Here is a 15,779-nt window from a genome sequence, read left to right as displayed (position 1 = left end):
GACTAGCTCGAGCAGGAGACCTGTAAGCACGATGGTTTCCTGTCGTCGTGCCTGCCTGTCCCGGTGTTTCAACGGTCAGCAAACTCCCAAATCCGCTCACGCCAAAGGCTGCGACGGCGAATCAGATCACGCGCTGGAATTATTGAAACATGGGGTCTGAGTTAGTAATCGAACCAGATACCGCCGCCAAGCAGATTCTCATAGCGGTCAAAAAACGAGAATTGCATCGACGGTCCAGTGTAGTACATCATTCCCACTCGAAGACGGCGGCGACTGGTCGGCCCCTGCCATCCCCATCCAGCGACGACATTAAGACTTCCATTGAAGTTGAATTCTTCACGGAGGTGTGTGTGGATACCGACATAGGGGGCGCCATTCGAGGGACGAGTCGCGATGGGCGTGTACTGGCCACCAAACTGCAGTTCAAACATTTTCGCACCGCCCTGGGTCCCTGGCGCAGCGCCCAGTTCGCTGTAGACAGTGATGTCACTGTTGACATCATAACTCAGACCAAACAAAAGTGAGTCTCGTACGTAGTTGATGCGATTGAACATCGGATTGGCCAGCAGGAATTCGTCACCAACGTGACTGCTGATATGATAGTAACCTGTTCGAGCAGCTAATGGACCATGTCGCCAGGTTCCGGTAAGCCCCACCCGAAAGTCCGCTCCTTCCAGCATGGTGCTCACTTCATCCGGCAGTACGCGAGCAAACACAGCTCCGTCCAGATCCAGTTGGAATCCCTGAGGATTGTTCGCTCCAAAAGTTCCATAGCGAACGATGCCTACACGACCACCTAAAACTGCTTCTGTCACACGCCGCTTCGAATGCGTGTCGAAAAGATTCGTGTACTGAATTCGCGGTTCTTTGTAGCCTGCCAGATAAGTTTTGTAGAGCAGCCCGTCCGGAAGTAGCTGCCATCCGGTTTCGCAGGGACTGTATTTGGCCGGATCATCAAAGAGCTGCCGAAACGAAACGAAATTCGTATGTGTCCCGTGAGTCGGAAGGACCTCATTGGTCGTTTCGGGAATGATCTGACTCAACGATGTCTGGTCAACAGGAACCCGAGAATCGTTCGAGCGTTCCGCCAGTGACGGGAAATAGTCCAGTCGAGTGGTTCCACGTTGGTCCAGGATGGAATCGACCAGTGGCGATGATTCAGCTTCAGGCGGAAACGCGAATGCGGAAGTCGGCGCAGGTTCTTTGAGCAACTGCGGAGCGTTTGCATCGACGGGCCCCTTCGAATTTCCCGCTGTCTGCCCCGGATCAACTCGCGGCCCGGGATTCACTGGTTGCCCGGCAATGGCCGTCGGTGACTCGCCGCCAGGGCATTGAGAAACGACCAGCCACCAAAGAGCGATCATGGCGAGTGTACGCAGCGCCGTATCCCGAAAGGCGAGCAATTCCAGATGAATCTGCGTACGGGTTTCCACCGGACTTCTTCGGAACCAATCCCTGTGCAATGAACGGGGCATTCCATTCATTCCATCTGGCTCGCTTACGGAGCAACATTGGTTCACTTCGCCCACGAGGTTAATCCTTTAACCAGTTGGCTGTTCAGGCCGGAAGAATACAAAAGGAGTGCGATCCCGGGGTTCGCTCTGACCAGCATCGCCCGGAATCGCATTCCCGAAAATCAGCATCCTTCAATTCGACCAATGGGAAGGGCATTCCTGATTTGTCCGGTGAATCCAGTAGACATTTCCTTCACAGTCGGTCCGATGACGTAGACCTTGACGGTCATACCGATGTCGAACGCATCAGTCGGTCCGGCGCTGGCCCAAAAAAATGGGTTCGTTTTCCGATGGACTTTTAAATTCACTCATGCGAATGAAAGAATTCCACACGGCGCAGGCAATCTACGCAGATCGAACAACCCAAGCAAACTGCCTATTCATCCTATTGTTCGCATCTGTATTCGGATGGATCAACGTGGCTTGATCGAATGGTCCTGTTCTGCCACGATTCGACTCCTGCCTCAGAGCACTCGCTTGTGCCACCAACAACAGTCGAGCGAAACGGGTCGTTCCATCCTGCCTTCAGATATTGCTTGATTACTCTTCGGAATGCAGACGCGTCTACCACCTTCCAGTGCGCAACCGGTTCGTCGAATCAGGTCGATTCGGGCGAATACACGCTATTGGGGAGGGTGGCTGTTGGTTGCGTTTGGTTTCATTCTGACTGCGGGATGCCAACTGACACCCAGGACGACTTTTTCTGCGGACAAGCCATCTCAGCATTCATTCACAACCAGGTACTTCGTCATCAAGTCAGACTCACCCATCGAAGCTGATGATCCTATCCTGACTGAACTGAACACTCTGCACACTCAGATCAACAAGACACTGCAACTGCCCCCGCAGCGTGACCCTGTTGTTCTCTATCTTTTCAGCGACGAATCCACCTATCGCTACTACATGCAGTCAACGTGGAGCCAGCTACCTCCTCGTCGCGCCTATTTCGTCGGTACAAACCGTGAGCTGGCCGTGTATTCTTATCGAAGCCCTCGAATGATGGAGGATTTGCGACATGAATTCACCCACGGTGTCCTGCATGCTAGTCTCCAAACGGTACCCCTTTGGCTTGACGAAGGGTTAGCCGAGTATTTTGAAGTCGAAGGAACAACTCCAGGCGGAATTCATGCGGACCACGTCGCTCAACTGACGAGCCGATATCGTGCGACTGCTGCCGAAGCGGACAGGCCATGGAGTCCCAACCTGTTCCAACTGGAACTGAAACATGATTTCCAGAAACTCACCCGACAAGACTATGCAGAAGCCTGGGCCTGGGTGCACTTTTTGCTGCACTCTTCCCCGGAAACAAAAGCCGTGCTGGTGGACTATCTGGCAAGCCTTGCCAACAGTTCGACGGCGCCACGACTGATGCCTCTGGTGGAAAAATCGATTCCCAGCTATTTCGATGCCCTGCGAAGGCACGTCGCAAACGGCGGTATTTCCCCGTCCATGCTTGCTGCTGACACAGCAGAGTTCGTATCTCCGGCAGGATTCCAACAGGAAACCAGCGAATCCCAATCGTCCGAAATGACGACAAAAAGTCCCGAACCAGCCCTCGATTCAGAGACGGAAACGCGAACTGCTGACACCGCGCCACCAGACACCGCGCCACCAGACGACCCCGCCCTCGAATCTGCAGCGACACCCGACACGACAGTGACTCCGGCAGCTTCAGAAACGCCCGACACGCCATCTGCATCGCCCTCGGAATCCAACACCGCTGCAGTGCAACCTCCGAATCCCGCTTGATTGCCCTCAGCGGCATCCATCCGCGACCTGCCGAAGTTAACCTTGTCTATTCGTGATCGCGGAAAGGCCCGCGGGCCGGAAATTCAGTTGCCGACAAACAGAAGTCGTCTACTGTTCCGAGAAGAGGCAATGCATTATGCTGATCCCATCAACGCTATCCGCGCTGAGTTACTTCCGCAAATGCAGGATGTCTTCGAATGCCCCAACTGCCCCGAATGTGTGATGTCCACCAGGTATTTGAAAGCCCAACGGTTGTCGACATTCCTGCCACTGTCCGGCAACAGATGGATTCGCTTTCTCTGAACGAGCGGATTCAGCCAGGGCAGTCAGTGGCCATTACCGCGGGAAGTCGAGGTATCGCGAACATCGCCATCATTCTGAAAGAGGTCGCCGCGCATTTCCTTCGTCTTGGGGCGAAACCTTTTATCGTACCGGCCATGGGCAGTCATGGCGGTGGAACGCCGGAAGGTCAGCTCGCATTGCTGGCCAGCTTTGGAATCACCGAAGAATTCATCGGCATTCCGTTTCGAGCGACCATGGAAACGGTTGTCGTTGCTCAAACCAGTCACGGCATGCCGGTTCATTTTGATCGATATGCGGCGGAGGCTGACCATGTCTTTGTATGCAACCGCGTGAAGCCGCATACTCGCTTCGTTGGCCCTGTCGAATCTGGTCTGCACAAAATGATGCTGATTGGCCTGGGCAAACACGAAGGGGCAAAGATCTACCACCGGGGCATTCTGGACACCAGCTTTCCGGAAATACTTGCTTCGGTAGCAGAGAAGGTTCTTCAGGTTTGCCGCATCGTCGGCGGGATGGCTATTCTGGAAAACTGCCGGGATGAAACCGGACTGATTGAAGCAGTTGCCCCGGAGAACTTTGCCCGCCGTGAGCCAGAATTGCTGACAATGGCGAACAAGTGGTTGCCACGACTGCCATTGCCGGAGTGTGATCTGCTCATCGTCGATCGCATTGGAAAAGACATCAGTGGTGTGGGCATGGATGCAAATGTGGTTGGTCGCAAATTCAATGATCATCTTGCAACGGACCGTGATCTGGCTCGATGTCGCCGCATTATGATCCGTTCACTTACCCAGGCGACACACGGAAACGGCACAGGGATCGGCATGTCCGAGTTTACGACGGCTCGTTGTGTCGCCCAGATCAATCACGATATTACGCGTATCAATTGCGTGACCGGGCTTCACCCGGAAGCTGCCATGATTCCCATTACTCTCCCCACCGACAGGGAGACCATCGAGTGTGCGTTGCAGACGATTGGACTGATTGAGCCGCAAAATGCCCGAGTTGTGCAGATCTCCGATACGTTGCACCTTTCGAGGGTACGCGTTTCGGAGGCTTGTTTCGACGAGGTTGCCAACAGCGAACACTTGAGCTTCGCTGGTGAACCGATGGACTTTCCCGTGGACGCAGACGGGCATCTTCAAGACGTCAACCCCGATTATCCTTCATGGTTTGGCCCGCAGTGATAAGGACCAGAGAAGGAAAACCCAGCAATTTTCCTGCCAAAAACACGTCTTTGCTAAATCGGCAGTTTCTGCTACTTCTACGTCGGTTCAAGAACATGCGCGCAATTCAGGGATGGACTGCGCTTGTCGCTCGTCATGGTGGGGAAGGGATTCCCAATGCAGAATTCAATCTGGAAGATCGTCGCAGCCGTCGGAATTATCGGGATTGGCACCCTGGTGGTTCTTGAGGTTCAACAGCGTTTGCCTCAACTGCAAAACGCAGGGCAGCAGACCCCGCTGCCTCCGGACGCCCAGGAATTTGCCGGTATCGAAACCGGCGGTATCGAGTCAAATCTGACACCCGATTCCACAACGGACTTCGACAGATTGATGTCTCAGCAGGACCCTGCGGATGTTGGTTTTTCTGATGCGACATTCGCAGATACATCATTGACAGAACCGACTCCGAATACACCTCCCGCTGGCGCGATGGCAGTTGTGGACACAACCGTACGACGCAACCAGCTGTACGAAGGTGATAATCCATTCGGCGATGTTGCGGAGGAAGATGGGCACTCGCACCAGCATCCTCACGCGGAGGATCCCGTGCAGGAAAATGCATCGGGTGTTATGCTTGCATCAGGCAATAATCAGACGGCAGAAATCAAGACTGTTGGATTTCAGCAGGATCAGCCATTTCCAATTGATGGTTCGCCATCCACCAGCAATGGGTCGCGTTTTGAATCCCTGAATCTGAATGGGAACGAGCCATCTGAGCCTGAGTTGCCTGCATTTACTTTCGACGGCGAGCCTGATCCGTTCGGCGAACCTGCACAGGGAAACCCCGCCGCAGCACAGGACGGGGCCGGATCTCAGCCTGCAGGTTCATCTCCTCGAACTGGAGGCGGAGAGCCAATCCTCTTTTTCGGCGCAGACGAATCGGCGACTGCCAATCCTCGTCCTGCCCCAGGTACTCGTCCGGCCCCCATTCCTGGACCGGCCCCGGGGTTGGAACCTATTGAAAATTCAATTCCCAACGGAACCCGACAACCCGGGACTACCGGCGATAATTTTGACAGCGGATTTACGCCCGATCCATTTGAAGCGGAGGAACCGTTTCCGACGGGAGATCCGACCTCATCACCTTCATCCGGCGCTTCGCCCCCCATTCGTCAACCTGGCATTGAGGAGAATCCGTTCCAAGGATTCGACCCGGTTCCGATGCCGCGTCCAAATGGCAGTGGCAATCCTGTCTTACGGCCTGACAGTTTGGATAATTCACAGCCGCCAGCTCCCGTTCCCAGCCAGAATCCGGATCCCAGGTTTTCGAGACCGGCTGGCCCGGACAGCAATAAACCTTTGGGGAACCTGGACGCCGAACCCGAAATCGACTTCTTCCGGGAAGACGCGCGGCCATCCAGCAGTTCGCCGGACAACGACATTCTGATTCCACAGGATCGCTTCAACGACGGCGCGCGAACCACGCCCGACAGGACTCGATCCCCCGTCGACATGTCTCCCGTCGATGTTCCGTCTCGAAATGATTTTCCGGGATTCGATTCTCAGCCAGCTGATCCTACGCCGCGAAATCCATCGGGAAATGATCGCAGAACCCCGCTGTCTGATCCTTTCGCACCAGATCGTGGCACTCAGGAAAACGGCAATGCCCCATCTGGCGATTTCTCGACGGGACGGCCGAACGACAGACTGGACTTCCCCGCACCGGGCGATAACGCATCTCCGATCACAGGGCCATCCGATGGAGTTGGTCTGAACAACGACGATCGTCTCACAAATTCCATGCGGCCCCACGTGACGCTGCGGAAAGATGCACCGGCACAGGCAACTGTTGGCGTTCCCATGGAATACGTGATCACGGTTTCAAACGATGGTCAGACAGCTGCCTACGAAGTGACGGTCGAAGATGAAATGGCAAGCGGCGTGACGCTCGACCAGACCGTGCCGCAGGGAGAATACGATCGCACGTCACGAAAACTACGATGGGTATTCGACCGCCTTCAGCCAAATGAACGTCAGCAGATTCGAGTTTCCGTCGTCCCGACGGGTGAAGGTACGATTGATTCGGTTGCATCCGTGCGTTTCAAGTCGCAGGTGCGTGCATCCACAGTGATTACAGCGCCGCGCCTTGCACTGGATCTTTCGGGGCCCAGTGAGGTTCGCCTGGGTGAGGAAGTTGATTTTCGCTTTGAGATTCGAAACGACGGCAGTGGTGATGCCAGGAATGTCATACTGCGAAGCGTCCTTCCGTCAGGACTCAAGCACCCGGAAGGCAATGATCTGGAGTATGAGATTCCCTTGTTGCCCGCAGGTGAAAAGAAAGAGATTGTGTTAACAGTCGTGGCGTCTGAACCGGGCGAATTCCGGCCGACCGCGGAAGTCGCCAGCAGCGGACTTTCGACAGCGACGGATGATGCTGTCATTGAAATTGTTGGAGCTCAGCTTACTGTCGAAAGACATGGTCCCGAGCGTCGTTTTGTTGGCCGCCCGGCTGACTTCCGAAACATTATCACGAACAACTCCAACTTCGAAGCAACCAATTGCATCGTTCAGGAACAGATTCCCGCGGGGATGACTTTCGTTTCTGCTCCGGAGGGGAGCTATGATGATCGCACGGGAATCATCACATGGAAAATTGATCGCATTGCGCCCGGCAAACAACGCGTTCTGGACGTTCAACTGAAGGCCCAGCGGTCGGGGCAACTCAACAGTATTGTTGACGTCATCGAAAATGCAGGTTTCCGTTCTCAGGCCACACGAACCGTTTCTGTCGAGGACATCCATAACATCGGCGCGGACATACGCCCACTGGAAGGCCCCGTTCAGGTGGGAGAGAAATTCACGTTTGCCATCACACTGGATAATCGAGGAACAGCAGACGCGGACAACGTTGAAGTACGAGTGCAGCTTCCGCCGCAGGTTCGAGTGCTGTCTGCAGACGCAGCAGATGGTAAGCCTGCACAGCAAAGCAAGTCTCAGAACATGGTCATTTATAACGCGATCAGTAAAGTTCAGCCGGGCGAACAGATGAGACTTCGACTGATTCTGCAGGGAGATCAACCCGTCCGAAATGGTGTGATCAGCGCTGTCGTCAGATACAGTCAAATGAAGGACCCACTGTATGTATCTGAATCCGTCACTGTTTTCTCCGACACTCCGTAGCCGCGAGATAAACCTAAGGGAATTGTCCAGCCAACAACGCCCCGCTTCATCCACACGTCAGCCTGCACGCACCCAATTGTCCACTTCGTTGCGAAATGTTGGGGTACTTCAAGACTGGCAGTGAAAACAATCGTCCCTCTGGTATCATTTCGGTACCAGAGGGATGTGCGTTTGTGGTGGACCACAAGTGAGGGACTGATTGTGCAAAGGCTTCGGCACATACCGATTCGGGAATTAGCTGTGCACTGGCGACTGGCCGTCTGCCTGGGAGCTCTTCTGCAAGCAGAGGCGACAGCGAGTCTGTTTACGGCGTACGCCCCAAGCGCGGCTCCGGCAACGATAACGCAGCCCAACTTCGATGAAGATGCCGACGGATTAAGCTCAGCTAATCCCGCGTCGCCAAACGACCAATCGACAACGACTGCTTCGGAGGAACCCGCTGAATCCAGTCTGTCGATGCGGCTTCTGGAAACCAAGTGTGCATTAAGTATCTTTCCGGCCAGATATACCCTTGCATTGAACGTGACAATGGATGTCACAAACACATCTCAACAAACACTCTCTGTGGATGCATCTCAGTTTGAATTGCTGACAGGAGAGGCCAATGTTCGCTGTGTGCGGGCTCAGGTTTCTGGACAAGCCAATCATGTCATGCAGCCCGGACAGAATTTCACGGTTGTCCTGTCGTTCAATTCCATTCGGTATGAACCTTCCGAATGGCCTCTGGTTCTCAAATGGAGCTTTGAAAACAGGAGCGAATTCGTCGATTTGAATCGACAACTAAGAGACGCATATCCATTCGATGTCGAACGCTCCGGACCCGGTAATGCAGTCGCCATTATTCGCTCTGCCAGGTCGCTCGATCTTTTGGCCATGTGGCCACTCCACGATCACCTGCAAAGACTGCAGGCAGACGGTACAGGACGCCTGGTAATCGCCGCTATAGGCTCCGGTGAACCTGACGCAGACGAACCTGTGGGGACCGGTGTGCGTTCACCATTTTACGACCCGCGCCAATATGAATCCGAAATCCGAAATGGTGAAGATCCTGCTGACAACACTCGCGACAAATCCGCCGGAAGGATTCTGTCGTTTACAACCGCAGCTGTTCACTGGCTGGATGCTCTTCAATCCAGGTCACTCACAGAGGCACCGGCTACCGTCGTCATCAACACGTCACCTCTGAAACCATTTCGCAATATTGAACTCGTTGGGGTGATCCAGCAGGGCGACAACCTGGGGGCCTATCCCGGGTTGCGTCCATATTCAACTGAGAATGAAGCGATTCAGGCAGCAACTTCGTCATTGTTCCTGTACATGCCACAACCCGATGTCTTTAAAGCCATGATTGAAGAAGATGATCGGTTTCGTGCGGCAGCTCTGGAATCCGGTATCGACACGCTGACGGAAAATCAACTCGAGCAGCTGTTGCAGGTTGTCCGCAATTCCGAACCGCAACAGCGCGATACCATCCTTCCCTTTCTCGCGCGGGTCTGTCGAAAGGATGTGGTTGATACCATTGTCGATGTCATCGAATCAGATGACGAAGCGGACATGGCTGTTGTAAGTTTGTTGGCAAACGAACACGATTCGGTCGATGAACGAGTCGAACAACTCTGGAATGACAATAAGCGGAATGTTCGGACCGAAATCCTGAACGCGGCCGTCAAGTCCGGGGACTCTCGATGGACTCCCATGTTGATCGACAGTGCCTGCCAGTTAATGTACTTCCTCGCGGCACAACAACCGAATCCGCTGGGTGTATCATCAGGACGAGAAAGCGTCATTGCGACTCCGGGCAATTCGATCGCAAACGAGGTTGCTCCAGCGCCACCCGGGTTAAGCGGTTCACCCGATTCGGAGCCTTCAGCGACATCTGCCGACCATCCGGTCGCGGACAATGCCTCTTTGGTGACACTGCGTCTGCTTCTTGGAAGGCTTGCCGCAGTCACAAACCCTGCAGTTCATGCCGCCGCACGGGCATCGTTACTGGAAATCAGGGATCCAGCCGCGCAGGAGATTGTGGCTCAGTACATTTCCCGCGCTCAATCGGATGAAGATGCTTCACTGATAAAGCAGTATCTGGCCGTTCAACTGACTGCTGAACAGATCGATTCGACGACGTCAGACCTTGCCGCCTTATATCCGGACCCAGCATGGACGTCTCATCTTCTGCGGCATCTCCGAAGTCAGAAGAACTCTCAGCCATTGACCATCCGCGCGGTCCTGAAATGTGCGAATCCTTCTCAGGTGCAGGAGATTGTTGATCAATTTGACGAATTGCCCGTTCATACGCGAACGGATTTCCTTCGATACCTGATGAGTATCGAATTCCCAGGCTGGCGAAACCTGGTGATGAACTGGAAAGGTGCGCCTGGTGCGTCAAGACGTGAAGTTCTTTCCACCGCGCTGGACATATTTGCCGTGGACGCATCCGAAGAATCGATCCTGATGATCGCCCAACTTGTCGATGGTGAACTCCAAGCGGCCACAGAATCGGATGATCACGCCAGTGATTATCAACACATAGACACAATGCTCCGCAAATGCTCGGCATTGCCGCACCCGGAAATTCACCGAGTACTCAATCGAGCGTTGCGGCACAGGAACAAGGAAGTACAGCGGTATGCGGTTACTTCCATGGTGACCGCGACTCGCCGATCACCAGCGTGGTCGTTACTGGAGGCTGCTCACGTTAAGAAAAAAGAACACCAGTATGATGAAGCGCTGGAATTCACCGAACAGGCCGTGCGAGCTGATCCCATGCTCGGAGATGCACTGTTGCAACGAGCCTCGTATTTACTTCGCGCTGATCGCCTCACCGATGCATTGAACGATCTTGTTCGAGCCAACCAGTTAAATCCCGAAGAACCGGCGACGATGAACACACTGGCCTTGACTATGGTTCGACTGGGGCAAATCGAAGAAGGTCTGAAACTGGCCAACGAAACGCTCGCCCTTGACCCGGACGACTTCAGCAACCAATACAACACGGCATGTACTGTCGCGCGGGCTGCGGAAGCCACTTCCGACGCAGACCTGCACCAACAGCGAATTGAGAAGGCGATGGAATTGCTGCAAAAGTCCGTTAATGGTGGCTTCGATGATCTCGACCACCTCGAAAATGACCCGGATATGAATGTCCTGCACAATCACGAACAATGGCCACAAATCGTTGCCAGGATCAGGGCGATTCCTGTTCCACCGCCATAATCAATTGGTCGATCACCTGACCTGACTGAGCAGCCCGCTGAAAAAGAACCCGAAGTGGCGGTGAGGAATCGCTGCCAGGCAGGAACCTGCGAAACGTGCCTTTCTGACGCCTTGAGTTGCGTCTTGCCCGACTCATCAACGACCGTTAATTTTTGGCATCTGAAGGGATCAGCTCTCCGAAATCAATCGCTCCGCCCGTTTCCACCGTGCGATAGTACGACTGAGCCGGAGTCTCTGAAACGCCGGAGGCATCAATCTGCCGAATGGCCTCGCTGGTCAGAAAGTGAGCCGAATGCTGGCCGATCACTTCAGCCTTCGTCCCCTGTACGACCAAAGCGGTTCCTTCATCAATCCCAATACCAAGCAGCTCAGGGTGCTTCCGGATCACCGGGATCAAATCGGGCATTCGACCGCGCTGAACGAAATGCTGATCAATCGCAACTGCTGGCAGGAAACCAAAACCGCGTTCGTATCCTTCCGCCATCATCACCGTATTGCCAATCGGATGCCCTCGAACAAGGAATTCACCCTGAATCGTTGCACCGGCAGAGCTTCCGCCGATCACCCCGCCCCTCTTAAGAACGTCGGTGAACAAGGATATGGCATTCGTGTTTTCGTAGGCATCCACAAAGTGCCATTGACGTCCCCCTCCGAACCAGACGCCGGTTGCTTCTTTCAAAGAGAGCTGGAATTCTTCGGATGCAATCTCTTCAGGCCAGACCTGCGGAAGAATCCTGACGCTTGAAGCGGAACTGTTGGCCAGAAAGCCGGGAATACGCTGTCTGCGTGCGACGTCGCGAGGAACGGCGGTGGGAAGCACAACAATCTTCGCGTCCTTCCCACCGGCAAGTTCGATAAAGCGATTGACGATGTCCGGCGGCATCGATCCGCCTCCAACGATGACCAAAGCGCCCTCTTTGACCTGAGGCGGTCCAAGACGGGGCAACCCAGGGTCAGCATTCCGGGTTCGACAAGCTGCAGCCCGCCGCCACTGAGTCAAATCAGCGATCGCCGGGGCCTGCAGGCGAACCACTTCCTCATCCCGGTAATCACACTTTGCCAGCAAACAGGTGGCTGCGCCGCGGCCAATGATTTTCATCTGGCGTCCGGATACGATCACAGCCGTATCTTCGTCTATTCCAAGCCCGAAACAGTGTGGGTTCGCCGCAACCGCCAGTTTTGAGCGTCCTATGCGATTCCGTTGCGTAAAGTGCTGGTCGACGATGGCTCCCGGCAGAAGATCCATCCCTTTTGAAATCTGCGGTTGATCCTTTCCGGAGGCTATCATGACCCTGGACATGATGGCCGCGCCGGCTGACGTCCCTGCAATCGTTCCATTGCGGTCGAGTAACCGATGCAGAGCCTCTTCGACGCCACTGCCTTCGATCGACTTTGCCAGTCGGCTCTGCTGCCCACCGCAGATCCAGACGGCATCCGCTTGATCGATCGCTTGTATCAATTCCTCGTCGACGGTCGAGTACCCAGTGATATCGCTCTTCTGGTCAGTATTTGCAGAAGATTCCAACAGCCACACAACGGCGCGATCTGCGGCGGCCGACGGGTTGTCTGCTGCCATACCCAACACAACAATGGAAAACGAACGAGATTCCGAATCGTTTGTCTTTGCTGTATTCCTGAACAACAGCTCCCGAACAGATTCAGGCACTGCTCCACCACCGACAAGGACAAGCGTACCGTGAATTCCGTCGGGGGAAATAACCTGTCTCGAGTTCGCATTGGAGGCCTCGCTCGTTTTGGAAACCTGTCCCGCCAGTACATCGGTCGAGGTAAATTCCATCACCAGAATCATGACGATGGAAACCGGCAGGGAAGAAGAAAGCAGTTTCATGAATCGTGCATTTCAGAATCGGAGTGCGAATACGAAAATGACAATTAAAGACGACGAGCCAGAGAAGCAATTCTAATTTGCCACGGCAACGGGTCAGCATCAGGCCGACTGAATGATGGTCATCAAACCAGATTTCGAAAAGCGTACTTCGGCCGTTCATCAGAATAGTCGAGACTTTCGCGGATCTATCCAACACAACGCACATTCGTCACCGAATTGCGACTACACGTCCGCCGAACGCAAAGCGCCGGGTACTTAACAGGCGTTCTTCGTGAACAGTCCGTTGAAGAACCACCAATGACATCAGCGCGAGCAGTATGCCCCGGACGATTCAGTAAACCTGACCTCGGCTGGCCTTTCGTACGGTCGGCCAGCAGGTAGTCAACTTTCCGAATGCGCTGAAGTGCGGTCTTTTCCAGGCGACGGTGATTTTGAAACAGGCAACAAGAATCGCCTGTCTTCTGGATGTCGCTGGAGCTCCTGCGAACAGAACGACACGAACCTGGCGACACGAACAGCGTTCATTGCGGCAGAGAGGTTTTGAGTACTGCTCAGACGCTGTCGGGGTCCATCAATTCTACAGCGTTGCCACCGACGTCGCTGATGTACAGCGATCGCGTTCCATCACGATGCGTTTTCAGCTCACCAAAGCTGCCAGCTTTCGGCGTCACGAATGCAATGTGAGGCGGATGCTGATCAGGAATCACGAGTGCAACATGCAGATTGGCAAACTTCAGGAACGCCCATGTTTCGTCCTGATAGGCGATTTCGCATCGAAATGTACTTGTGTACCAGTCAACGGCTTCCGCGATATTGGGGACTGAGATTGCAATGTGATGCAGTGAGTCGAGTGAATCGGTCATCTTATTCTCCGTCGGGTTCTTCAAGGTAGGTGTAACCATTGAGAGCTTCTTCGTAGAACTTGACGAACTTGCCAGCCTCCAGATGGTCGATCCGGCCTTCCCGGACGGCAACTTCGACAGCAACCTGAAGTCGATGGATAAGGTCGCGGCCCCGGAACTGAACGTAGTCCAGCACTTCGCTGACCGTTTCGCCCTTGATGATTGTATCCAGTATCACCTCACCGGTTTCCGACAGATCAACGTGCACCGCGTTGGTGTCCCCAAAAAGGTTATGGAGGTCGCCAAGGATTTCCTGGTAGGCACCAATCAGAAAGATTCCAAGATAATACGGCGCATTCTTGAAGTCGTGCAGCATCAGTGTGCGACGAACGTCGCGTCGATCGATGAACTGATCAATCTTCCCGTCCGAATCGCATGTGATATCGCTTAAGACAGCATGCCGAGTCGGCGCCTGATTCAGTTTATGAATTGGCATCACCGGGAAAAGCTGTTTGATCGCCCATGAATCGGGGATCGACTGGAACAGTGAAAAGTTGCAGAAATAGTTATCCGACAGCATTCGGTCGAGACGCTCCAGCTCTTCCGGGATGTATTCCATGGAATGCGTCAGATCCCAGATCTTATTACAGATCGCGAAATAGATATTTTCGCCAAGGCAACGCTCATCCAGCGGCATATGCCCGGTATTGAACAGCGTCATTACGGTATCGATAGCCTGTTGTGCATCATGAAAGCTTTCAAGAGCGTTCCTTTGGTTCAGGCTGCGATAGGTTTGGTAAAGCTCCTGCAGCGCCTGTGACGAGTCGTCTGCCGGGCAGAGCGATTCTGCAGAACTTTCTGTCCCCTGCTGTGACACACCGAGCACGCTGAAGACCAGCACACTGTGGAACGCTGAGATCGCTCGACCGCTTTCCGAGATAATGTTTGGGTGTGCAACACCGGCATCGTCGCACACAGACTGAATGCTGTAGACGACATCGCGTGCGTATTCTTCCAGCGTGTAATTCATGCTGGATTCGAAGTTTGTTTGCGAACCGTCGTAGTCCACCCCAAGTCCGCCACCAACGTCCATGTATTTCAGGCCGGCTCCACGATGCACAAGCTCGGTGTAAACACGGGACGCTTCATTCAGGGCAGCTTTCACCTGCCGGATGTTGGTGATCTGACTCCCCAGGTGAAAGTGGAGCAGCGTGAAGCAGTCTTCCATGCCGCGACGCTTGAGTTCATCCAGTGCAGTCAGAATTTCATTCGCACGCAAACCAAATTTGGATCGATATCCACCCGAACTCTGCCATCGGCCGGCCCCCCGCGCTGCCAGTTTCACTCGCATGCCGATTTGAGGCCGGACACCCAGTCGTTCTGCATACTTCAGAATCAATTCGAGCTCGGTGTATTTTTCCACGACGGGAATCACATGGCGTCCGACTTTCTGGGCCAGCAACGCCATCTCGATAAATTCGGCATCCTTGAAGCCGTTACATATGATGGGAGTCTGTGCTTCCGTCATCGCAACGACGGCCAGCAGTTCCGGCTTACTGCCCGCTTCAAGGCCGAAACCAAATTCCCGACCGTACTCGACGACCTTCTCAACAACTTCGCGTTGCTGATTCACTTTGATGGGGTAAACGCAGGCATAAGTGCCATTGTAGTTGTGTTCACGGATTGCATCGCTGAATACGCGATGCAGCATGCTCAACCGGTCCTTGATGATGCCGTTAAACCGAAGGAGAACCGGCACATCCAGCCCGCGCAACTGAAGTCGTTCGACCAGTTCTTTCAGATCGACCCCGCGTGACGGATCACGATCGGGATGGACCAGTACCGTGCCTTTGCTGCTGACAGAGAAGTAGCCGTTCCCCCAGCGGGGAACTTCGTACATTTCAGCTGCATCAACAGTCGACCAGTTTAGTGGCGTAGGTTCGATCATTCCGACCTGAACTCC

The 15,779-nt window shown here is 54.2% G+C and carries 8 protein-coding genes; 4 read left to right on the top strand and 4 right to left on the bottom strand.

The window, feature by feature from the left end:
- Positions 1–161: 161 nt before the first annotated feature.
- Positions 162–1,433, bottom strand: a complete 1,272-nt coding sequence (locus tag R3C20_05505) for a DUF1207 domain-containing protein (protein MEZ6039941.1) — start codon at positions 1,431–1,433, stop codon at positions 162–164.
- A 723-nt stretch (positions 1,434–2,156) separates the two neighbouring features.
- Between R3C20_05505 and R3C20_05500 the strand changes: the two genes are divergently transcribed.
- The 4 genes from R3C20_05500 (at position 2,157) to R3C20_05485 (ending at position 11,125) form a co-directional block, all read left to right on the top strand.
- On the top strand, positions 2,157–3,263 hold the full coding sequence (locus R3C20_05500) for a DUF1570 domain-containing protein (protein ID MEZ6039940.1): 1,107 nt from the start codon (positions 2,157–2,159) through the stop codon (positions 3,261–3,263).
- A gap of 197 nt (positions 3,264–3,460) precedes the next feature.
- Positions 3,461–4,753 (top strand): lactate racemase domain-containing protein, encoded by a 1,293-nt coding sequence (locus R3C20_05495; protein ID MEZ6039939.1) that lies wholly within the window; start codon positions 3,461–3,463, stop codon positions 4,751–4,753.
- Between the two features lie 156 nt (positions 4,754–4,909).
- Positions 4,910–7,912, top strand: coding sequence for a hypothetical protein (locus tag R3C20_05490; GenBank protein MEZ6039938.1), 3,003 nt, complete (start codon positions 4,910–4,912; stop codon positions 7,910–7,912).
- A gap of 120 nt (positions 7,913–8,032) precedes the next feature.
- The gene (locus R3C20_05485; protein MEZ6039937.1) at positions 8,033–11,125 is read left to right on the top strand and encodes a hypothetical protein; all 3,093 of its coding nucleotides are present in this window, start codon (positions 8,033–8,035) and stop codon (positions 11,123–11,125) included.
- Positions 11,126–11,270: 145 nt separating this feature from the next.
- Here the strand turns inward: R3C20_05485 and R3C20_05480 are convergent, their stop codons facing one another.
- From R3C20_05480 to speA, 3 genes are all read right to left on the bottom strand, one after another.
- Positions 11,271–12,974 carry a cyanophycinase gene (locus R3C20_05480; GenBank protein MEZ6039936.1) on the bottom strand — a complete coding sequence of 568 codons (1,704 nt, stop codon included), beginning with the start codon at positions 12,972–12,974 and terminating at the stop codon, positions 11,271–11,273.
- A gap of 551 nt (positions 12,975–13,525) precedes the next feature.
- On the bottom strand, positions 13,526–13,837 hold the full coding sequence (locus tag R3C20_05475; protein ID MEZ6039935.1) for a VOC family protein: 312 nt from the start codon (positions 13,835–13,837) through the stop codon (positions 13,526–13,528).
- Position 13,838: 1 nt separating this feature from the next.
- Entirely contained in the window at positions 13,839–15,764 is a 1,926-nt protein-coding gene (gene speA / locus R3C20_05470; GenBank protein MEZ6039934.1) for a biosynthetic arginine decarboxylase, read from the bottom strand.
- Positions 15,765–15,779 lie beyond the last annotated feature (15 nt).

The organism is Planctomycetaceae bacterium (assembly GCA_041398825.1).
Lineage (GTDB): Bacteria > Planctomycetota > Planctomycetia > Planctomycetales > Planctomycetaceae > F1-80-MAGs062.
Note: the sequence above shows the minus strand (reverse complement) of the source record. Positions and strands in the feature narration are given on the sequence as shown.

Bases quoted from the DNA above. Each gene is read 5' to 3' on its own strand.
- R3C20_05495 (MEZ6039939.1), top strand. From the start codon at position 3,461: ATGCCCCAACTGCCCCGAATGTGTGATGTCCACCAGGTATTTGAAAGC.
- R3C20_05490 (MEZ6039938.1), top strand. From the start codon at position 4,910: ATGCAGAATTCAATCTGGAAGATCGTCGCAGCCGTCGGAATTATCGGG.
- R3C20_05480 (MEZ6039936.1), bottom strand. From the start codon at position 12,974: ATGAAACTGCTTTCTTCTTCCCTGCCGGTTTCCATCGTCATGATTCTG.
- R3C20_05475 (MEZ6039935.1), bottom strand. From the start codon at position 13,837: ATGACCGATTCACTCGACTCACTGCATCACATTGCAATCTCAGTCCCC.
- speA (MEZ6039934.1), bottom strand. From the start codon at position 15,764: ATGATCGAACCTACGCCACTAAACTGGTCGACTGTTGATGCAGCTGAA.